Source organism: Phenylobacterium sp. (assembly GCF_004297125.1).
In the GTDB taxonomy this organism is placed as follows: domain Bacteria; phylum Pseudomonadota; class Alphaproteobacteria; order Caulobacterales; family Caulobacteraceae; genus Phenylobacterium.
In genome coordinates, this window is record NZ_SCVD01000007.1 from 63,487 (window position 1) to 83,019 (window position 19,533).

Annotated in this window: 14 protein-coding genes and 1 pseudogene; 5 read left to right on the plus strand and 10 right to left on the minus strand. The window is 68.3% G+C overall.

The annotated features are described in order from the left end of the window. Nucleotides 1-25: 25 nt before the first annotated feature. The 3 genes from EPO51_RS04325 to EPO51_RS04335 all read right to left on the minus strand — a co-directional run bounded on the left by EPO51_RS04325 (nucleotide 26) and on the right by EPO51_RS04335 (nucleotide 7,587). Nucleotides 26-4,285 (minus strand): strawberry notch-like NTP hydrolase domain-containing protein, encoded by a 4,260-nt coding sequence (locus EPO51_RS04325; protein WP_293346328.1) that lies wholly within the window; start codon nucleotides 4,283-4,285, stop codon nucleotides 26-28. Between the two features lie 270 nt (nucleotides 4,286-4,555). Continuing rightward, nucleotides 4,556-6,604 carry a ParB/RepB/Spo0J family partition protein gene (locus tag EPO51_RS04330; RefSeq protein WP_293346330.1) on the minus strand — a complete coding sequence of 683 codons (2,049 nt, stop codon included), beginning with the start codon at nucleotides 6,602-6,604 and terminating at the stop codon, nucleotides 4,556-4,558. Nucleotides 6,605-6,609: 5 nt separating this feature from the next. Continuing rightward, nucleotides 6,610-7,587 (minus strand): toprim domain-containing protein, encoded by a 978-nt coding sequence (locus tag EPO51_RS04335; RefSeq protein ID WP_293346332.1) that lies wholly within the window; start codon nucleotides 7,585-7,587, stop codon nucleotides 6,610-6,612. A gap of 186 nt (nucleotides 7,588-7,773) precedes the next feature. Here EPO51_RS04335 and EPO51_RS04340 point away from each other — a divergent pair, with 186 nt between their 5' ends. Next, on the plus strand, nucleotides 7,774-7,998 hold the full coding sequence (locus tag EPO51_RS04340; RefSeq protein ID WP_293346334.1) for a hypothetical protein: 225 nt from the start codon (nucleotides 7,774-7,776) through the stop codon (nucleotides 7,996-7,998). Here EPO51_RS04340 and EPO51_RS04345 read toward each other — a convergent pair. The 3 genes from EPO51_RS04345 to EPO51_RS04355 all read right to left on the minus strand — a co-directional run bounded on the left by EPO51_RS04345 (nucleotide 7,995) and on the right by EPO51_RS04355 (nucleotide 9,352). Beyond that, nucleotides 7,995-8,204: a hypothetical protein gene (locus tag EPO51_RS04345; protein WP_293346336.1), complete on the minus strand. Its 210-nt coding sequence runs from the start codon at nucleotides 8,202-8,204 to the stop codon at nucleotides 7,995-7,997. The two genes, EPO51_RS04340 and EPO51_RS04345, sit on opposite strands and share 4 nt — an antisense overlap. A gap of 354 nt (nucleotides 8,205-8,558) precedes the next feature. After that, nucleotides 8,559-9,029: a helix-turn-helix domain-containing protein gene (locus tag EPO51_RS04350; RefSeq protein ID WP_293346338.1), complete on the minus strand. Its 471-nt coding sequence runs from the start codon at nucleotides 9,027-9,029 to the stop codon at nucleotides 8,559-8,561. Continuing rightward, nucleotides 9,026-9,352, minus strand: a complete 327-nt coding sequence (locus tag EPO51_RS04355; RefSeq protein ID WP_293346340.1) for a DUF4258 domain-containing protein — start codon at nucleotides 9,350-9,352, stop codon at nucleotides 9,026-9,028. Before EPO51_RS04355 ends, EPO51_RS04350 begins: the two co-directional genes overlap by 4 nt. Nucleotides 9,353-9,548: 196 nt before the next feature. Between EPO51_RS04355 and EPO51_RS04360 the strand changes: the two genes are divergently transcribed. The 4 genes from EPO51_RS04360 to EPO51_RS04375 are packed head-to-tail and all read left to right on the plus strand — an operon-like array spanning nucleotide 9,549 to nucleotide 11,513. Next, nucleotides 9,549-9,839 (plus strand): hypothetical protein, encoded by a 291-nt coding sequence (locus tag EPO51_RS04360; protein WP_293346342.1) that lies wholly within the window; start codon nucleotides 9,549-9,551, stop codon nucleotides 9,837-9,839. Beyond that, the gene (locus tag EPO51_RS04365) at nucleotides 9,836-10,186 is read left to right on the plus strand and encodes a hypothetical protein (RefSeq protein ID WP_293346344.1); all 351 of its coding nucleotides are present in this window, start codon (nucleotides 9,836-9,838) and stop codon (nucleotides 10,184-10,186) included. Before EPO51_RS04360 ends, EPO51_RS04365 begins: the two co-directional genes overlap by 4 nt. Next, entirely contained in the window at nucleotides 10,183-10,695 is a 513-nt protein-coding gene (locus EPO51_RS04370; protein WP_293346346.1) for a hypothetical protein, read from the plus strand. The genes EPO51_RS04365 and EPO51_RS04370 overlap by 4 nt, the downstream gene beginning before the upstream one ends. Next, nucleotides 10,692-11,513, plus strand: coding sequence for a HesA/MoeB/ThiF family protein (locus EPO51_RS04375; protein ID WP_293346348.1), 822 nt, complete (start codon nucleotides 10,692-10,694; stop codon nucleotides 11,511-11,513). The genes EPO51_RS04370 and EPO51_RS04375 overlap by 4 nt, the downstream gene beginning before the upstream one ends. A gap of 326 nt (nucleotides 11,514-11,839) precedes the next feature. Here the strand turns inward: EPO51_RS04375 and EPO51_RS04380 are convergent, their stop codons facing one another. The 4 genes and pseudogenes from EPO51_RS04380 to EPO51_RS04390 form a co-directional block, all read right to left on the minus strand. Then, nucleotides 11,840-13,003, minus strand: coding sequence for an ATP-binding protein (locus EPO51_RS04380; RefSeq protein ID WP_293346350.1), 1,164 nt, complete (start codon nucleotides 13,001-13,003; stop codon nucleotides 11,840-11,842). Then, nucleotides 13,000-14,727 (minus strand): tellurite resistance TerB family protein, encoded by a 1,728-nt coding sequence (locus tag EPO51_RS04385; RefSeq protein ID WP_293346352.1) that lies wholly within the window; start codon nucleotides 14,725-14,727, stop codon nucleotides 13,000-13,002. Before EPO51_RS04385 ends, EPO51_RS04380 begins: the two co-directional genes overlap by 4 nt. Before the next feature lie 46 nt (nucleotides 14,728-14,773). Beyond that, nucleotides 14,774-15,286, minus strand: a pseudogene (locus EPO51_RS28040) (TerB N-terminal domain-containing protein); the annotation flags it as partial. Nucleotides 15,287-15,840: 554 nt separating this feature from the next. Further along, nucleotides 15,841-19,428, minus strand: a complete 3,588-nt coding sequence (locus EPO51_RS04390) for a TM0106 family RecB-like putative nuclease (RefSeq protein WP_363200092.1) — start codon at nucleotides 19,426-19,428, stop codon at nucleotides 15,841-15,843. Nucleotides 19,429-19,533: the final 105 nt, after the last annotated feature.

Here is a 19,533-nt window from a genome sequence, read left to right on the forward strand (position 1 = left end):
CCTCCATCCCCCGGCCCGCCGCGATTCAAGCTGCCCTGGGCAGAACCGACTGCGCCGGCCACCTCTCCAGGATCGCCGCCAGGACGGCGGGCTGATCGACCGGCGCGAACACCCGCGGCGTGTAGGCGATGATCTCGACGAAACAGCCGAGCGCGGTGAAGACCGGGCGCTGGCCGCCGGCGCCCACCACCTCGATCCGATAGCGGTCCATGACCTTGGCGCGGCGCAGCCAGAGGCCACCCGCGAGACAGAGCGCCGTACCGTCCTCCAGGAGGAGGCGCGCGACCTGCTCCGGATCGCCATAGGCCTGGGCGACCTCCGAAAGGCCCAGGGCCACCTTCAGGGCGGGGACCTGGCCGGGATCGAGTAGGCGGCCGAGCCACCGGCGGCCGTCCGGCGCCTTCAGCCGGCGGACGGAGGTCCCCTTGTCCGGCAGGTGGGTCCAGATGGGCAGCAGGAGGCCACAGACCAGCACCAGTTCGCGCGCGATCCAGGGATCCGCATCGGCCAGTTCTGCGTCCCAGGCGGCGCGCCAGGTCGCCTCGTCGACCCCGTCCCAGGCCGACTCCTCGAACCCCTTCAACGAGGCGATGGTCCGCTTTTCCGGACGGATCAGTCGCACCGCCGGGATCAGCCGGTCGTTGTCGTCGGTCGTGGTGAGCCCGCGCACGACCAGGGCCGCCCGGCCGGACTTGCCGTTGCGAGCAAAGGTCAGGCTCTCGCGGTCCAGGCCGAGCAGCGCATCGTCTGCCGAGGTCAGCGCGCGCCGGGTACGAACCTGGAAGCGCAGAAGCCGTGTCTCCGCGCCCGTGACAGCGTCGATGCGGATCACCTCCTCGTCCTGCAGCACCACATCGTCGCCGACGATGTCCTCCATGCCCCGATCGAGCCGCCCCGATTGCGCGGCTCGTTCGAGGATCGACGACAGGATGGCGTCGAAGGCCGCGAAGAGGGCGTTCTGGTCGGCGATCCGCAGCGCCAGCAGACGGTTCAGGAAGGTGTTCATCGGCGGCATGTCGTCGGATGACTTGAGCTCGCCCTCATGGTCGAGCAGCCGCAGCCCGGTCTTCGCCTCGAAGGTCTCCCGATCCATCGCGTCCACTTCGCCGAAGTGCAGGGCGACGTAGAAGGCCTGCAGCGCGCGATGGGCCCACGGGCTCTCGAGGTTGTCCTCGGCGCGGAAGAGGCCCGCGCCGGCGGTGCGACGCTCGCCGCGGGTCAGCGCGCCCAGACTGTCCAGGCGCCGCGCGATGGTCGAGAGGAAGCGCTTCTCGCCGTGGATGTCGGTGGTCACCGGGCGGAACAGAGGCGCGCACGCCTGATTGGTGCGGTGCGAGCGGCCAAGGCCCTGGATCGCGGCGTCGGCGCGCCAGCCGGGCTCCACCAGATAGTGGACGCGGCGCTGCTGGTTCGGCGTCCCAAGGTCGGCATGGTAGCTCCGGCCCGTGCCGCCGGCGTCGGAGAACACCAGAACCCGTTTGCGACCCGCCATGAAGGCGTCGGTCTCGGCCTTGGCGGCGGAGGCGCTGCGCCGTTCGACCACCCGCCGGCCGTCCCGGGTCACCACACGCCGTCCCCGCCCGGTGATCTCGGCGACCTGCTCGGTCCCCAGCGCCTCGATCGCCGCGTCGAGCACGCCCGGCACCGCCGGCAGGCCGGCGAGATGGGCGACGAGTTGGTCGCGCAGCCGCAACGCTTCCTGGCTGACCACGGGTCGCCCGTCGGCATCCTTGACGGCCACAAGGGTGACATTGCCGTCCTCGTCTTCGATCGCATCCATGGCCATGATCGGGAAGGCGCCCATCAGATAGTCGAGCACCTGGTCCTTCGGCGTCAGATCGACGGCGAGGTTGTTCCACTCCTCGGGCGGGATCTCCGCCAGCCGGCGTTCCATCACCGCCTCATTGGTCGAAACCACCTGCACCACGGCGGAACGGCCTGCGGCGAGGTCCTCGCGGATGGACGCGATCAGCGAGGGCGACTTCAGGCCTGCCAGGAGATGGCCGAAGAACCGCAGCTTCGCCCCTTCGAACGCCGACAGGACCGCCGACGCGGCTTGGCCGGACTTCGGTTTGCCCTCCTCGGTGACCCCGACCGCGTCGAGCGCGGCGCGCAGGTTGCGGTGGATCAGCTGGTAGGCGTCCGCCCAGGCGTCCCAGATCGCGATGTCGTCGGCGCCCAGCGGATGGCGCAGCGCATCGTACTCGACCCCATCGAAGGCGAGCGAGCGGGCAACATAGAGGCCCATGGCCTTCAGCTCCCGGGCGATCAGCTCCATCACCGCCACACCGCCGGTCTCGACCGCGTCCATGAAGGCCTCGCGGGTCGGGAACGGCGCTTCCGGTCCGCCCCACAGGCCGAGCCGGGCGGCGTAGGCAAGGTTCTCCGGGGTGGTGGCGCCGGTGGCCGACACATAGAGGATGCGGGCGTTGGGGAGGCGGTTCTGAAGGGCGAGGCCGGCCAGGCCCTGCTGCGAGGCCTTCTTCGGTCCCCGGGCGCCCTTGCCGCCGCCGGCGGCGTTGGCCATGGCGTGGGCCTCGTCGAAGACGATCACGCCCTCGAACCCCTCGCCCAACCAGGCCACGATCTGGTCGAGGCGGGAGGGTCGGTCGCCGCGCGCGGGCCGGCGCAGGGTGGCGTAGGTGGTGTAGAGGATGCCGCGCTCCAGCCGGATGGGGTCGGCATGCTTCCAGGCGGCGTGGGGCGCGATGTCGGCGGCGGCGCCGCCGATCGCCGACCAGTCGCGTCGGGCATCCTCGAGGAGGGCGTCGTTTTTCGACAGCCACACCGCGCGGTTGCGGCCCTGCGCCAGATTGTCGGCGATGACCGCCGCGATCTGGCGACCCTTGCCGCAGCCGGTGCCATCCCCCAGGAAGAAGCCCTTGCGGAAGCGCATCGCACCGGGCTCGTCGTCCTTGACCAGAAGCACCTGGTGCGGCGCCTCGCCGAGCCGCCAGGCGCCCGGCAACAGCTGGGCGTGGGCCTCGCCGGCATAGATCACCGTCTCCAGCTGGGCGTCCGAGATCCGCGCTTGGTCCAGTACCGTCGTGGGCAGGATTGGGCGATAGGTCGGCGCCGGCGGGGCGACCGAAGCCATCGGCCCGGATTCGACCAGCGGCGACGGATGCGGCGTGCTCCGGGCCGGACGTATCCGGCCCAGTCGGTAGGCCTGGTAGAGGCCGACATCGTGACCTTCGCCGGACCAGGGCGCGGTGTCGTAGTCGACCGGCGCGGTTTCGGCGAGGAAGGCCAGGCGACCGCCCGGCGTCGCCAGCGCCCGGGCGCGTGGGGCGAGCAAGGCGCTGCGGTCGAGCGTGCGGAACTGGCGTGGCTGCGCGCTGGGCCGTGGACCGACACCCGACGCCAGTCCGGCGGCCTCGGCGAGCGTGGCGGTGTCCCGGATGTCCGGCGGCCCGCCATCCGGTTCGCCGCGGTCGAGCACGAGCAGGCCGGTCTCCACCGACGTCCCATGCTTGGCGTAGGCGCGCTCCGGGAAGCGTAGCCGCAGGTGCATGCGGCCCCGGGCCGCAAGGCCGCGCATGGCCGCGGCGTCGTCGAAGATCCGGGCCGGGACGATGGCGGCCAGGCGGCCGCCGTCCGCCAGCGTCTCGATGGCGGCGCACAGATGGGCCTCGAGGTGCTGGAACGGCGGGTTGACCAGGGCGACGTGAAAGCCGCCCGAGCCGGGCAGCAGGTCGGCCAGATGGGCGGCGTCGTGGCGCGATCGTGTCGCCGCCGGGAACAGGGCGTCGAGCAAGGTCGCGCGGCCGGCGGAGCGCTCGTTCAGGGTCAGGGTCGCGCCACAGGCTTCGGCCAGGATGGCCAGCAAGCCGGTGCCGGCGGAGGGCTCCAGCACGCGGTCGCCCGGGCGGACCTGGGCGGCCAGCACGGCGAGCGCGCCCAGCTGCGGCGGCGTCGAGAACTGGTCGAGCGCGACCTGCTCCTCCGAACGGCGCGTATGGGTGAGGCCCAGCGCCGAGAGGTTGGCCAGCAGGGCGGCGATTTCGGCCGGAGCGTCCTCCAGCCGGCCCACCTGCGGCGACAAGCGGCGCAGCTGCAGGACCAGCGCCGCCTCGATCGCATCATAGGCGTCGCGCCAGAGCCAAGCCCCCTCGGCGTCCGACGCGCCAAAGGCGGTGGTCATCACGCCGGCCACCAGCTTGCGGTCCAGGACCCGTGAGCGGTTGAGATGCGGCGTCAGGGCCCGCGCGGCGGCCAGGAGATTGGCGGAGGTCTCGTGGGCGGAATCCCCGCCAGCGGTGAAGAGGGGCAGCGAGGCGTTCATGGGCGGAGGTCCAGCTCACCCGCCGCGGAGGGAGCCTCCCTCCAGCTCCGACGGGCTCGCCCGTCCGCCCCCTCGCTCCTCCTCCAGAAGGACGGCGCCCACCCGGAGCGACCGGTTGGGCGCCGTCAGCCCGGCTGGCGCCGCGGAGGGAGGCGGCCCCATTGAAGGGTCTGCCGCGGAGCGCTCCAGTCGTGCCCACGTGGGGCCGCGCCGGCTCCTCGGCGCGGGGATCCCCGACGTTCGCGATGGGCACGCCCGCCGGACGGTCGGTCAGGCGGCGAGCGGCGGCGCGGTGTCCGCCTGCCCGTCCGGCGTGTCCGTCGGGGATTCGACCGTGCCCTCGGTCGAAGCCTCGCCCGCCTCCTCCGAGGCTTCGCCTTCGGGGTCGTCGGCCACGGCGCGATCCCAGGAGAGGACGGCGGGCGCCCATTGCCGTTCGGCGGCCGCCTCGGCGACGAAGGCCACCAGGTCATCCTTCTTCAGGGACTTGGCCCGATCATCTTCGACCTGCATTTCGTCAAGCAGCATCAGGAGCTGCTTCTTCGAGTGCACGGCAAGGAAGCGCTCGTCCGGGTTCCAGTGCGCCGCGATGTCGGCCCCGCAGAGCGCGGCGATCTCGGCGGCCTCGGCCCGGGCGGCGTCGCGGAGCGAGGTCGTGCGGCTTTCCCGCAGGTCCAGGCTGATGGCGGTGAGCTCGGCGAGCAGCGCCATCTTCTCCCCGTGCGGCAGGGTCTCGACCCAGGGGATCGGCCGCAGGCCGGAGGCCTTGTAGGCGCCGCGCCGCGCGTCCAGGCGGGTCCGCACCTCGCCGTCGAGGGCCGCGACCGGGGCCGTTCCGGCCCGCCCATAGCGCGTCGCGGAGATCTGCAGCGCCGAGGTCCCAGCACTGCTCGCCGCGTGCAGCGCAAGGTCCTTGAACAGCTGCGCCACCAGGACGGTCAGGGCGACGGACGGGTCGTCCGCGAGATCGCGGATCAAGCCCCGCGTCGCCACATCGGTCCGGGTCTCGTGCAGCACATGGCTCACCCCCTCCACATCCACGTCGGCCTTGGGCGCCTCCACGTCGGCGCTCGACCGGCCATAGCCGTCGACCGCCGTCTCCTGCGCGTCGTCGTCCTCCTCTACGACGTCGTCGGGCAGCTCCTCCACCGACAAAGGAACCGAGAAGAAGGTGGCCGCGACGCCGAAATTGCCGGCGCCGGGGGTGATCAGCGCCGCGCCGATCCGGCTCCGGGTCAGCGGCGCACCGGCCTGGACCGCCAGGGCGTCGATCAGGCGACAAAGCGCCGCCGGGGTCTCATCCGCCGCCGGATCGAGACCCTGCAGCTCGGCGGCGATCTCGCCGACCCGGTCGCGGGCGTCGGCCAAGGCGGTGCGTTGCGCCTCGGCGAGGTCACGCTCGTAGACATAGCCCAGGCGGATGAACCCCTCCGGCGCGGCGTATCCACCCTCGCGACCGAGGAACACCTCGAGCCCCCCGGCCTGCAGGTGATCGACGATCGGCTGCACGCGCTCGCGCCAGGCTACCTGCAGGATTTCGGGGTCGAGGAGGGCGTCCGGAAGCTCTCCGAACAGGTCCGAGGAAATCCGTCCGCCGGCCGCCACATAGCGATCGCGGCCGACCAGGACGAACCGCTCGTCGTCGATGGTGGCGCGGCCGTTCTCGACCACGGCGCGCAGTTGGTAGTCGTGGAAGTAGCCGTCGAGCGCGGTCTGGGCGATCTCCTTCTGCTGCGCCTTGTCCGGCAGCCGCGCGAACAGGCGGACCTGCTTCAGGGTGAGCTTGCCCTGGCGCAGCGCTTTCAGGACCATCGGATCGACGGCCGCCAGGGCTTCGAGGCGTTTGATCTCCAGCTCGGCGTAGCCCAGCGACTTGGCGATCGCAGCGGTGTCCATCTTGGCCTTCCGAAGCCGGCCGATGGCGACGATGACGTCGGCGATGTGGACCGGCGCGTGCTCGGTGTTGGGGAGCAGGATCGCCGCGGCCTGCTGCGCCTTGGTCTCGGCCAGCAGGCACTCGACCTCATAGTCGTCGGTGATGCCGCCGCGGTCGCGCAGCAGCAGCAGGCCCATGCGACGGCGGCGGCCGTCGAGGGCCATGTGGGGCTGCTCGCCCTTGCGCCCGGGCCGGACGATGGGCGGGATCACCACGCCGGCGGCCAGCAGCGTGTCGGCAAGCTGGGTGACGTCCTCGTCCGCGGGCTCGGCATAGCGAAGGTTCTCCTTCGCCAGGCCGAGATCGCCCAGGCGCACGACGATGCGCTTCATCGGAACGGGGCCGGCGGCGGGCTCGGGGACGTGGGAAACAACTTCGGTCATCGAGATCAGGCTCCTGCGCCGGGGCGAGGGTCATCCTGCCCCCGGGCGCACCCGAGCCGTCCCTTGCTCCTCCTCCCCGCCCGTTCGGCGTCGCGCCCCGCCATCCGCCAGTCGTTCCAGTCGCCGAACGGGGGCGGCGGACACCGAATCTCCGCCTCGACGCCGAGCCGCGTCAGCACCCGCCGCAGCGCCGCGGCCGAGGCCTCGCCGTCGGCGCCCCGGTCGGCGGCGATCAGCACGCGGCGCACGCCGGGCGGCGGGGTCCAGCGCCGCAGATTGCGGGTGGAGAGCAGCGCCCATCCGGGCAGGTCGAAGCGCGCCATGGCCGACAGGGTGGTGAAGACGCCTTCGCCCACCAGGAGGGTGGCGTCGGCCGGCGCGAGCCGCACGGCGCTGCCAGGCGGCAGCACCCCGATCGCCTTGCGTGGCGTCCGGACGAGGGTGCACCGGGCCCCGGCCGTCGTGAGATAGGTGAGTTCCACCGCCGTCAGGCGATCGTCCGCCGAGCGCACGGCGCAGACCAGGGCCGGCCGTGTGAACCTGCCGCCGCCATAGACCGACACCGGCGCCGCGGCAAGGCTGCGCAACGCCCAGGGCCGACCCAAGGCTTCGGGCGCGCATCGGGCCAGGCAGTAGCGGCCGGCAGGCGCGGCGGCATGGAGCTCACCGCTCCCGAGCCACAGCGACTCGGCGAAAGCCCGTCGCTCCAATCGCCCCGGCGTGGGCGTGGCCGCGCCGCGGTCGGCGGACCGGCCCTCCGAGATCAGGCGCCCGGCGGCGTCGATGAGGCCGCGGGCCAGGAGGTCGGCGCGGACCTCCTGCCAGGTCGCGGCGCCGAAGCAATGGATCACCAGCCGTCCGTCCGCCACGAGCAGGGAGACCGACCGATCGGCCAGGCTGTGGCCAGGGGCCGGGATATTGGCGCGGCGTCCGCCGGCATAGACGTCGCCGCCCACCGCCTTGGCGATGGCGTAGAGGGTCATGGGAGATCTCCGTGTTGCGAGCGGCTCCGGAGCGGGTGCGCCCTGCGCCCCCCGCCACACCGCCCGTCAGCTCACAGAGCCATTTCTCCCATCCCTGTCGGTGGTCATCCGGCCTCCCGCCCGAAGCGTCGCCCGGCCTGGACGCCTCAGGCTTGTCGTTTCACTAACCGCGTTTCATGAAGACGGATGGCGACTTGGCTGGATCAGGCGCTGCTCTATTTTGTCGAACTTCGGCTGCGGGTCCGCGCCGCGCCCGAGGCGCGCGCTATTGTGGACCGCTGCCTGCAACTCCTGACCACGGCGCGCACCGCCGATGCCGAGACGATGGCGCGGTTGGAGGCGGAGGTGGACATCCTGCGCCAGGACCTGCTGCGGCGTCTCGGCCCCGCGAAGACCTTGAAGGTTCACTAGGACGGCCGCTTCAGAGCGGCGACCTGCACCGCCAGCACCGGCCGGTCCGGACGGTCGCCGTGGCGCTGGGTCCGCAGCTCGCCGATCACCGCGATCTGGTGCTCGGTGGCAAGCGCCACCAGGCAGTTGAACTCCGATACCGTGCCGATACCGTGGGGTCGATCTCGGCCGTCAGCAGCGTGGGTCGATAGGCTGCGGGGGGGCATGTCCTTGCCTGGATGGTTCGTTCTCAAGGATGCGGAACGTCCCGGAGACGGTCCCCGATCAATTGTGCAGCAGCCTGCTGCACAAGTTCGAGATCCGGATAGCCCGCAACAAGAACTGTGAATTCAGGGTCCGGTGGCGGACGCCGACGCCAACCCAGACTTCGGCCCGCGTCACCTGCCGGCCGTGCTTAGCCTTTCGACCGGATTTGACTCATTGGCGGCGTTGGGAAGGTCCGCACTAGGACAGCCGGTGTGGACCGTATCCACACCGGCCCACTTCCTCGCGCGCGGATGCGACCAGGCTGCAGACCGCAGCGGTTTGGAATGGAGCGACGCAAGCGTCGCTCCGACCAGTCAAGCCGCCAGCGCTCGGTATTCACCCGGCTTCGACGCATCAATTCTGTAGTCGTGATGCTCGAGGCTTTGGACAGCTCGCACGGTCAGGTCGCGTATCGAGAAGGGATGCTTTTGCTCCGGATCAAGGGCCTCAAGCGTCATAGCCCGCAGCAGGGTCTCAGACGCGCCATCGACCGCGGTATCACCGCGTTCCCAGCGCCCGACCGTTTGTGCGTCCTTATGCACCAGCTTGGCGAGTTGGGCTTGGGTCATGCCAAGCTCCGTCCGCAAGAACCGAATTTCCTTCGGGTCTAAGCCTGTGCTCTTGTTGGCAACCTCGCTGCGCAGCAGGGCGTGCAGTTGGTTGACGCATGGTATCGTGATGGTTTCGTCACCAGCGCGATCTTCGACGACTGGAAGCCCGACGAGATACACATTGTCGAGCCCGCAAGCCGTATACCGATAACCGGTTTCGGTGTCGTTGCTCATTGTTCGTCACTCCAGGTAACTCTAATTATCTTAAGTTCGCAGCCGTGCCCCGGCACAACCACAACCGTCAATGTGCGCCCTTCGCCATTGGGCACTTTGGACTCCACCGTGTAGCGGAAGTAGCCAGCCAAATCGGAAGGTGTCGGCTCGTCCAACACCATTCCTTCCCTGAGCGCGTGCAGGACATCACCGACAATCAGATCACGTTCGTGCAGGCACTCGAGGGCGAAGCGCTTCCAGTGCGGCGTAAAGGCCGCATTGTTTGCGCAAGTTCGGATGCGGTCAGTCGCGTCACGCGGAGTCCACTTTCCCGGGGCGGCCATCTCTCTCGCCTATCACGGTGATAGGCGAAGACAAGTAAATAAACTTACAGCCGCAGCGTTCCAAGGGGTCGCGTTGGATCCGTCGCGCCCTCCGGTCGCGCGAGATACGTATCATCGTGATACATTTCGCCTTGCGTCAGATCTATCACGGTGATACATCCAAATATATCACGGTGATACATCTAGGAGCGAGAGTGTGAGCAAAATTGAGGTGCACGACCCGAGCAGCCAAGGCCAAGGCGGCGACAAGCCGGATGGCGATCCGGGAAAAAAGGACGTCACGGTGAAGATCGACGGCCAAATGCGATCGATCCGCCGCGGCAGCTACACGACCGAAGAGCTCAAAGTGGAGCTGTCGGTGGATCCAGGCCGTGAGTTGAACGTCGTCGTAGACGGTGTCTTCGAGCCTCTGGAGCCGGGCAAGCGCATCAATGTCAAAGAGGGCATGGAGTTCATCAGCCAGCAGCCGGGCGGCGGCGCGTCTTGAGCGTCGCGGCGCTCGATGACCGTTTGGCGCCCCTGCAGACGCTCTGCAGGGGTGAGCCCTCCGTCCGCACCGAAAGCGGGGTCACCTATGTCGTTCTGCCCGGCCTCCGGTTCACCTCGGCCGGCGCCGAGCAGGAGATCAACGGCGTCCTCGTGCCGCAACAGGTTCCGGAACTGGGTGGCTACACCACCCGCCTCCTCCTCGAAAGCAAGCCACCCAAGCCTGAGTTGAACTGGACCATGGTGTCCGTCCTCGGGCGTCAATGGAACACTTGGTCCTGGAACAACATCCCAGGCAGCTGGCCATGGGTGGAGATCTTGGCCGCTCATCTGAAGGCGTTGGCATGAAAGTGTTGTTCAAAATCGGCTCGGGGCTGCTGCGCTGCATCCGCCAAGATCTCTACAGGAAGCACCCGTATGCCCACGAGCGGGTAGGGTTCATCACGGCGAAGGCGGCTGCACTGGCCGGTGGAGGCTTGTGCGTCACGGCCTACGGCTACGAGACGGTGGCGGATGACCATTACATGGATCGGCCGGAGGTTGGCGCCTTCGTGGGGGCGGCCGGGCTCCGCGCCGCGCTTCAACACGCCTACCGCGCGAAATGCTCGATGTTCCACGTCCACCTTCACGAACACCGGGGCCGCCCCTGGTTCGGGGAGTACGATCTCTCGGAGAACGCGAAGTTTGTCCCAGACTTCTTCAATGTCGCGCCAGCCACGCCCCACGGCGCCGTCATCCTCAGCCACGACGCCGCGGCCGGCTTATGCTGGCGCGCTGGGAGCCAGGAGCCGCAGGTGATCAGCGAGGTTGTCGAGGGGGGCGCGCCATTGCGGATCTTCCGGGGGATCAAGGTATGAGCGGTCGGTTCGATCGGCAGAGCTTCTTAGGCGCTGACAGCGAAGAGCTGCTTGCCGGCCTACGGGTGGCGATTGTCGGATATGGCGGAGGCGGCTCGCACTTTGGCCAACAGCTTGCGCACATCGGCGTCGGCGAAATCCTCGTCTTCGATGATGACATCGTCGAGGAGACGAACCTGAACCGCCTGGTGGGAGGCGTGTCGGCGGACGTCGCCGCAATAACGCCGAAAGTCACCGTGGCAGACCGGGTGATCTCGGGCGTGAACCCCGCGGCTCGCGTACGCCAGTTCGGTTGCAAGTGGAGTGAGGCGGCAGAAGAGCTGGCAGGCGCACACGTCGTGTTGGGCGCCGTAGATAGTTTCGCCGAGCGCCTGAACCTTGAGCGGTTCTGTCGTCGGTTCCTGCTCCCGTACATCGACATCGGGATGGACGTCATTCAACGCAGCGAAGGTTATGAGATCGTCGGCCAGGTGATCTTGTCGTCGCCGGAACATCAGTGCCTGCGCTGCATGGGTCTCATCAACGATGCGGTGCTGGAAAAGGAGGAGCGTGCCCGGCAGTACGGCGACGCCGGCTCCAAGCCTCAGGTGATCTGGCCGAACGGTGTGCTCGCCTCAACCGCTGTGGGATTGCTCATCCAACTCATCACGCCGTGGCAACCACTTCCGGCCGCGGCGGTCCACCTCGAATACAACGGCAACACGAGCACGCTGCAACCAGCCCCGCGACTGGCCTACATGCTTGAGCATGGCCACGGTTGCTCTCACTACCCACGCGACGAGGTCGGCGACGCCCTGTTCGGCGCGCCACTCTTTTGAGAAGGCGGGCCTGGGCCCGCGGCCACTAAATGGGTTGGTCCGCGCGACCCGTCGGCCGCCAAGCCGACTCCATAAGCGAACGTGCCGACGCGCGAATCTGGCTTCCATTTCGATGGTGGCCGAGGTGCCACAAGCGGGCGATTATAAGGGCTGGCATAATTCAACCCCAAGTATTACAATGGCTTAGGCGACGGAACCTCAACGGCGTAGCTGCGTTTTTTACTTGGCTTTAACGACTTATCCCCATAAGGTGTGGATAGGCATTGCCTGTTAGGTTCACCGTATGGGGGCCGCGAAAAGCCGGGGGGAAACCTCCGGCTTTTTCGTTAGTAGCAGTAGTATTTGATCCCCATCGCCTTGATGCGCTCGGCATCCTCAAGAGCGAAGTTGATGATCCTGCGCGTGTCTCGCAGGTGTCGGAACACCCCAAACCCACGGTCATATTTTTGGCGCGCGATGGCGTAGATGTAGCTATCCGCAATCTGCAACATGCGAGACGTCTTGGTCTTGTACTCAATGGTTCCCAAGGTATTTGCAAATTGCTCCTTGGTTAGTGGCTCGTATTTCGCAGAATTGGCCCCATCGAAAGCTAAGCCATTTTCCTTTAGATTCGCGAAGTAGCCTTTTACCGTCTCGTTGATGGCAACATCACTTTCAAAGACGATGTTGAGTTGCAGCACGTCGTTCACGATCCGCAGGATCTGCTCGAAGTTCTGATTGCGGGCCTGGGCACTCTGCAGCTTGTAGAGGTTGACCATCTCGTCGAAGACGACGAGCAGGCCCGCGTAGCCGGCCAGCCGCACGAAGGCGGCGAGCAGTTTGAGACTGTCGTAGACATCGTCGTCGTCGATGATATTGCGCACGCCGAGCGCTTGGCGCGCCTCCGTCTTGGTGGAGTACTCTCCGCGCAGCCAGCGCAGGGCCGCGGCTTTGGACGCTTCGTCGCCCGCCTCGCTCCCGCGCCAGTACGCCTTGAGCACGGTGGCGAAGTCGTAGCCGCCGACGTGCTCCTGCAGAGCCGTCAGGCGTCGGTCGATCACCGTTTCGACCGCCAGCCCGTCGGTTTCGGCCTGGCGGACGCAGTCGGTGATGAAGCGCTCGACGACGCTGGGCAGGGCGCCGCCGTCCGGCTTGGTGCGGGTGGCCATGTTGCGCACCGCCTCGGCGTAGAGGCCGCGCGCCTGGCCGCCGGTAGCGTGGATCCGGCGATCGGGCGCTAAGTCGGCGTGGATGGTCACCAGCTTCCGCTCGAGTGCGATGAGCCGCACCAAATTGAGGAAGAAGGTTTTGCCAGCACCGTACTCGCCGATCACGAAGCGCACGGCCGAGCCCGCGTCTGCGATGCGGTCGATGTCGCGGACCAAGGCTGTCACCTCGCCCGCGCGGCCCACTTGGATGTGAGCCAAGCCAGTGCGCGGCACCACGCCCGCAGAGAGCGCTTGCAGGATGGTGTCGCGGTCCCGCGGACGCAGGCTGGGTCGCTCGCTCATGTCAGGTTCCCCATGGTGCGGAGGTCCGCGGCAAGGTGGGCGGCGGGAATGAGGGTCTCATCGTCCTCCACCACCGCCTCGTCGAAGGTTTCGAAGCCCCACTCGTTGATCGTCTCGAGCGCGCCGTCGGGCAGGAGCTTAAGCGCTTGGGCGCGAGCTTCGAACGCACTGCGCTCCAGACCCCCGGAGGCGACGATCGCAACGAGCAGCTCGGCGTGCCGTGGTTCTAGACCGGCGAACACACTCGCCGCCATCGCGGGGGCAGGGGCGGCCGGTGTTGGCGGCGGCTCTTCGTCAGCGAAGATCCCGGCCAAGAGGCTGGCCACCTCGGAGGTCTCTTGGCGGATCCGAGCCAGCCGCGCGGCGTCGAAGGCGACGACTGTGGCGTCCCGCGGAGCTTCGGCCGGGATCGTCACGCCGGCGCTCCATTCTTCGGGCGCAACGACCACGGGGGCGTCCACCTGGACGGCGCCGCGGTGCAGGGCGGCGTAGACCTCGTCCTGCGGCAGGTCGAGGGTCTTGTGCAGCTTCTCGAGGAAGCGCACCTCGGCCGGCTGGACGTGGCCGTCAGCGAGCACCGCGCCAATCGCGGCGGCGCTGACGCTCCGGCGGGCGCTTTCCGGTAGCTTGGCGAGCCGCGCGAGCGCAGCTTGCTGCTTGGGCGGGGCGCGCAGGACGTGCAGCGCGCGGGCCAGCAGCCGGTGGCGCTCGAGCGCGCTGAGTTCCGGCATGGCCTGCAGGTCCGCGTTGATCTGGTCGAATTCGGCGGCGACCACCTCGCCGTCGGCCGCCGCGGCCAGCGCCGCGATCTCCACCATGGTGCGAGCGGCCGCATAGGCTGGCCGCTCGGGATCGACCGGCGCGCCAGCGTCTGCGGCGTAGATGACCATCTCCCCTTCCGGCGTCAGGGCGGTCTCGCCGTAGCGGCGGTCGGGCTCGAAGGCGATATGCAGCCGGTCCAGCGTCGCGCCAAGCTGGCGCTGGACAGGGAGGGAGAGCTTGGGCTCGTCGAAGGCCATCCCCACGATCTCGCCGATCTTCTGGACGCGCACGGGAACGACCCGCGCGTCGCCAATCAGTGCGCTCAGCGCCTCGCGGGCGGCCTCAACCCCGCCCGCCATCGGCGTGCCGTGCAGATCCCGCGGCAGGCACAGCGCCCCTTCCAGCGTACTGCGCGCCTCCGGCTTGCGACCGATCAGGCGACTGAAGGCGTCGAGATCCTCGACGCAGCCGTCGAACAGAGTGCGGAGGCGGTTGAGCGGAGCCGAGACGGCGGCGATGTCGGGGAGGTCGCCGACCGCGACCGTCGCTTCGAAGCGACCGCTGGCGCTGCGATAGACGCCGCCCAACTGTTGCTTCGGGGCGCGGATCTTCAGGCCCTCGGGATGACGTTCGTCGAACCGCACCCGCCACAGCGCGCAGAGTTCGTCGAAGCAGCGGGTGACGGGCGTGCGAAACCCAAGGGGGAGGGACAAGATCCAGACCAGGGCGTCGTCGGCGTCGAAGGCGCGGCCTTGCGCCAGCAAGGCGCCGAAGTAGCGCCGGGTTGGAAGTGGGATTTCGAAGTTGTAGGCGGCGGGAAGCGCCAGCGGGGGGCGGACGATCTCGCTCGTGCGCATGAGTTCGGCAGTGTCGAGCAGCCGGCGCGCGTAGTTGGCGAAGGAGTAGTTCTCGCCATAGACCGCGAGCAGCCGTTGGACCTCCTTCCACGATCGCGTCCGCATCGTGGAACATCTTCTCCACGAAGAGCCGGCGCTCCAGGCCGTAGAAGAACATGAACACAAGTCCGATGCCCGCCTGCGGATCGCGCCGGCCGCCCGCCAGCCACTCGAGGTAGGCGCGGCGGACACCGGGGCTCGCGCCACGATAGGAGGGCCAATACGAGAGCTCGGACCCGGTTGCGTCCGCGGTCCAGGTGGCGACGGGCAGCGAGGTGTCGACCAGGCAGTTCTCGTCGCGCCAAACATCGGTGAAGGCCTTGTCGGCGTAGAACAGGCCGCCAGACACCGTCAGTCCGCCGATCTCCGCCGTCTCGCCCGCCGAGATCCATCGCGGGGGATCGGAGGCGGCGGAGCGCGATGACGCGACTCTGGGCGAAGCGTCGGGGGTTGTCGCTCGCGGCGGGGTGACGGATGCCGCCGTCGGGCCTGCCCGGCCCAGAGGTCCGGCCGTTGGATCGCTCTTGCGCTGCTTGGCGTAGGCGACCGCTTGGTCGAGCGTGCTGAAGCCGAACCCGCCGTGCGAATAGCGACCGTCACGGTGGACGATGTTGAAGTGGGCCATCACCGTCTGCTCGGCGGTCTCCTGCGCCTCGGCGGAAGCCGGCGCTTGGCGGACCGATGAGACGTCTTGAGGCGGTGCGGGGGCGGCCAGCACCGGCGTCGGCGCGTCGAGGGCGATCCGCTGGCGCGCAGCATAGGGGACGCCCTGCCGAAGCTCGCGCTCGGGGGAGCGATAGGTCGTCTGCGCCGTCGCGCGGGGGCGCGCTCCGGCCTCCTTGATCTGCGACTGCAGCCAAAGCAGGAAGGCCACGCCGATCCCGAAAAGGATGAGAAGTTCCACGCGCGACGCCCCATTGGGCCCAACCCCCCGGTCGAGCGCGATCACGCTATCGGGGCAGGGGACGCGAATCTAGTTCCGGCTGCACTCATTTCGAGCACACGCTGGGCAAGTGGCCGGGCGGAGTGAGGGTCTGAGAGATCACATCGGCCATGGGGCTGGCGCGAATCTGGGTGGTCGAGCTGCTCGAGCCCCTCGGCGTTGCCCTTAGCGCACACCTTCATCCGCGCGTCCTCGGCATAGGCCGCTGGCCGGTGACGTGGAGGCTGGAGGTGAGGCTAGGTTGCGACCTCCAAGTACCGGCAGAAGGCGTTCGCGAGCTGCATCTGGCGCGGTGTCCGGCAATCGGCCTCGAACACGCTGCGCGACCCGACCAGGACCGAGAGGCACTTGGCGCGGGAGGTGGCGACGTTGAGGCGGTTGGGGCTGTACAGGAACTCCATCCCCCGAGGGGCGTCTGCTGGGCTCGAGGTGGCCATGGAGTAGATGGCGACCGCGGCCTCCTGACCCTGGAATTTGTCGACCGTCCCGACCCGGGCGCCCGGGATGCGTCGCTGGATCTCGAAAACCTGGGCGTTGTAGGGGGCGATGATCAGGATGTCCTCAAGCGTGAGGGTATGCTCGCCGTCGCGATCCGACCAGGAGGCGTTGGCCTGCAGCAGGTCCTGCACGAGCGTTGCAATGGCTTGGGCTTCCTCGATCGAGGCGCTTTGGTTTCCGGTGTGGGGAACGGCGACATATCGCAGGCCAGCACCACTGAGCGGGCCACCGACGATGGCCTGGCCTTCGGACCCGGGGCGGGGTCGCAGCTTGCCTTCATAGAAGAGCTCGGAGGTGTAATCGCAGATCGCCGGGGCCAGCCGCCAGGTCTCCGCCAAGAACAGCCCCTCGTCCGGGGCGATTGTCGCCTGGCCGTTCAGCAGATGGTGCAGCGCCGAGCACTCCGTTCCCTCGGGATGGCTCCCCTGGGTGGGCTGATCAAGCTGCTGGGGGTCGCCGACCAAGATGAGGGCGGGCGCGGCCTGGGAGACGGCCAGGACGTTGGCCAGAGACATCTGCGCCGCCTCGTCGACGAATAGAACATCGACGGCGCCGAAGGCGTCCGGGGACGACCAGAGCCAGGCGGTGCCGCCAGCGGCATGACATCCGTCCTGAAGGGCTGCGAACAGATCGGCCGGCTTGGCGGCGATCCTCAGGCGATGGCTGTCGTCCTCCTTGTCCTTCGGGCGCTGGACGCACTGCACATCGACCCCGGTCTTGTCGGCGGCCTCGATGACCTTGTCCAAGAGGTTGCGGACGACCGCGTGGCTGTTGGCGACGACGCCGACCTTCTTGCCCTGCTGCACCAGCGCGCAAATCATCCGGGCGGCGGTGAAGGTCTTGCCGGTGCCTGGCGGGCCCTGGATGGGCAGGACGCCGTCGGTCAGGAGGGGCGCGATGCGTTGCGCCGCGTCGAGCGTCGTCTCCCCGTCCGCCTGGATCGCGACGCCGTCGCCCAGGTTCGGGCGCCGGCGCAGGAGCAGGGCTTCAGCCGCCGCATAGGGACCGGCGCCTGTTAGACCCTCTGCGGCGACGTGGGTCGCCAGGCGAAGCAAGGATTGCTTCATCGGCTCGGGCGAGACGTACTCGTGCACGAAGACCGCTTCGGGGTGCAGGGCGGCGGTGTCTTTACGCGTCTTGATGTCGACCGTGCCGGCCTCCGGCGAGATGTCCTCGACCGCGCCCATAGGGCGCCCGCCGACATATTGGAGGCTCTTGCCGGGCCGTACGTCGGTGTCCTGTGGCGGGAAGCTGTAGCGGTGGATGGGAACGGCCGCCGTGCCGCCCACCGTCTCCTGGAAGACCAGCCCCGAGAGCGCAGACTTCTCGTCGAGCAATTCGGCGGCGCTCAAGTCCCGCAGGCGGAAGTACTCCCACCAGACCGCCTTATCCTCGCGGCGGTGCCATTCCAGCATGTGGGCCAGCAGCCAGCGCCCATGCTGCTCGTGCGTCCTCTCTAAGGGATCGTCCGGCACGTCGGTGGTCAGGGCCTCGACGAGGGGAGCAATGGTCGCCAGCCACTGCGCTACGTTGTCCGAGGGCGTGTCTTCGCTGGGTTCGGGACGCCGGATATCGACGCCCTGCGCGATCTCTTGGGCCCGGAGGCCCTCGAGCCAGTCCCGCAGATGTCGCGTCGCCACGCAGTCCTCGCGGTTGTAGGCCTGGACCGTGGCGCAGTCGGCGGCGTCTATCTCGGCCGGCTCGTTGAGCTCGAGGCTGGTCTGCAGTCGGGTCAGGGCAAGGCGCGCGTCGGGCAGGCTGGTGTCGCGTACGAACCCGAACAGCGGCTCCAGCTTCTTCAGCGAGTAGCTCTCGACGCCAGCGCGGATGCTCTGTCGGGCGACGCTGAGCAGGTCGACCGGCAGCAAGGCGCGCAGGATGCGGTCGAGGTCATCCTCGCGGGTGGCGTAGCGGCCCATGAGCCGTTTCAGGGCGCCGGTTTCGTAGGCGCCGAAGTGGTAGATGTGCAGGTCGGGGAAGCTCACCCACCTGGCCATGATGATGTCGATGAAGGCTTCGAAGGCGGCCTTCTCGTCGGCGCGGGTCAGCGCCCAGAGCGGCGTGTAGACCCACTCTCCCGCCGCGTCGCGATATTCGTAGCCGAGTAGGTACTCGAGCCCATATTCGCCCACATAGGGGTCAGATTCGAAATCGAGAAAGACGTCGCCGAGCGATGGCGCCGGCAGCCGAGACAAACCGAACCCGGGTTGATGTGGCAGGACCTCGAACACCTGGGCGCCGGAGACGCGGGCCTCAACTTGGACGCGGGCCTGTTCACGCACGCGAACATAGGCGTCCGCCGCGCCGCGCTCGGGCTTCCAGGCCAGAGGGATCGGCATTACCGCCAGATTGGCGGTGGTAGCCACGCCGTGGCTTCCCAGCTCGACCATCTGGGTCTTCGAGATCCCCGCCACCAGGCTGAGATGGTCGTCGGCTCGCCGACGCTGTTCGCAGGCATCGCGCCACCGGCAGATCTCGCAATGAGGATTGGGATCCGGGTAGGTCGGATCCTCGCCCGTGGTGGCGATGGCGGCTTCGAGGCTGGCCTGGACAAGCCGGTAGTAGGCGGCGAAGTCGGCCACGCGGTAGCTCTCGGGGACGAAGCCAGCGTACGGCGGGACCACATGCATAAGGTCCGGTGCGGCGCCCTGCGCGTGTTCCAGGAGGTCCGAATAGAGACTGATCTGCAGCACCGTGCCGCCCTTGGTCTCGCGGGCGAGTTTGGTGTCGACCACTTCGTAGGACCAATCGCCGAGCGCGCTCGGCGTAGGCACGCGCAAGAGTACATCGATCCGCCCAACCCAGGGATCGGACTGCAAGGCGCCTTGGACGATCACCGGCTTGCCTGCCTTCATGGCCGCAAGGGTTTCGGCGACGACGCCCGGGGTGATGTCGACGCCGTCGATGGTGGCGATCTCGAGACTCTGAGCCGCCAGGTGATCGATGTAGCTGGCCTCATGCTGCTTGCCGCGCTCCCAGAGCGCGGCAAGGGCGGGATCCCAGATCTTCGGAGCGGTCAAAGCGCCTTTCGTCACGCGGTGCTCAAGCTCGGTTAGGTGGCGGCAGTTGAGGTGCCCGACCAAGTCGGTGGCGCTAAGCCTGATAGTCGTCCCGTCGAGCTTCATAGCTGGGACGATACAGTTGCGCTTGTTCAGGTCAACGACGCGCGGTTGTGGCGTCCAGACGCGCCGAACCTCGACAGTCTGGCGCTCATCCGCGACGGCCAAAGACACTGAGCCCTCTTGCCCGTCTGACGCTCGCCCGGCTCGAGCTCTCTCGCGCCGACGGCCATCTGGCTGACAAGGAGGCGTTCCTGCTCGTGCCATGAACGTCCAGTTTCCGGACGGAAGCCAATGTCAGGAAATAGCGCATCTGAGACCCAGAAGGCTCGCCTGCGCCGGGGTGGAAGGCCCTCAGCCTATGGGGCGGCA

Bases quoted from the DNA above. Each gene is read 5' to 3' on its own strand.
- EPO51_RS04355 (WP_293346340.1), bottom strand. From the start codon at position 9,352: ATGGCCGCCCCGGGAAAGTGGACTCCGCGTGACGCGACTGACCGCATC.
- EPO51_RS04345 (WP_293346336.1), bottom strand. From the start codon at position 8,204: ATGCCCCCCCGCAGCCTATCGACCCACGCTGCTGACGGCCGAGATCGA.
- EPO51_RS04335 (WP_293346332.1), bottom strand. From the start codon at position 7,587: ATGACCCTCTACGCCATCGCCAAGGCGGTGGGCGGCGACGTCTATGCC.
- EPO51_RS04330 (WP_293346330.1), bottom strand. From the start codon at position 6,604: ATGACCGAAGTTGTTTCCCACGTCCCCGAGCCCGCCGCCGGCCCCGTT.
- EPO51_RS04340 (WP_293346334.1), top strand. From the start codon at position 7,774: ATGGCGACTTGGCTGGATCAGGCGCTGCTCTATTTTGTCGAACTTCGG.
- EPO51_RS04370 (WP_293346346.1), top strand. From the start codon at position 10,183: ATGAAAGTGTTGTTCAAAATCGGCTCGGGGCTGCTGCGCTGCATCCGC.
- EPO51_RS04350 (WP_293346338.1), bottom strand. From the start codon at position 9,029: ATGAGCAACGACACCGAAACCGGTTATCGGTATACGGCTTGCGGGCTC.
- EPO51_RS04385 (WP_293346352.1), bottom strand. From the start codon at position 14,727: ATGCGGACGCGATCGTGGAAGGAGGTCCAACGGCTGCTCGCGGTCTAT.
- EPO51_RS04390 (WP_363200092.1), bottom strand. From the start codon at position 19,428: ATGGCACGAGCAGGAACGCCTCCTTGTCAGCCAGATGGCCGTCGGCGC.
- EPO51_RS04375 (WP_293346348.1), top strand. From the start codon at position 10,692: ATGAGCGGTCGGTTCGATCGGCAGAGCTTCTTAGGCGCTGACAGCGAA.
- EPO51_RS04380 (WP_293346350.1), bottom strand. From the start codon at position 13,003: ATGAGCGAGCGACCCAGCCTGCGTCCGCGGGACCGCGACACCATCCTG.
- EPO51_RS04325 (WP_293346328.1), bottom strand. From the start codon at position 4,285: ATGAACGCCTCGCTGCCCCTCTTCACCGCTGGCGGGGATTCCGCCCAC.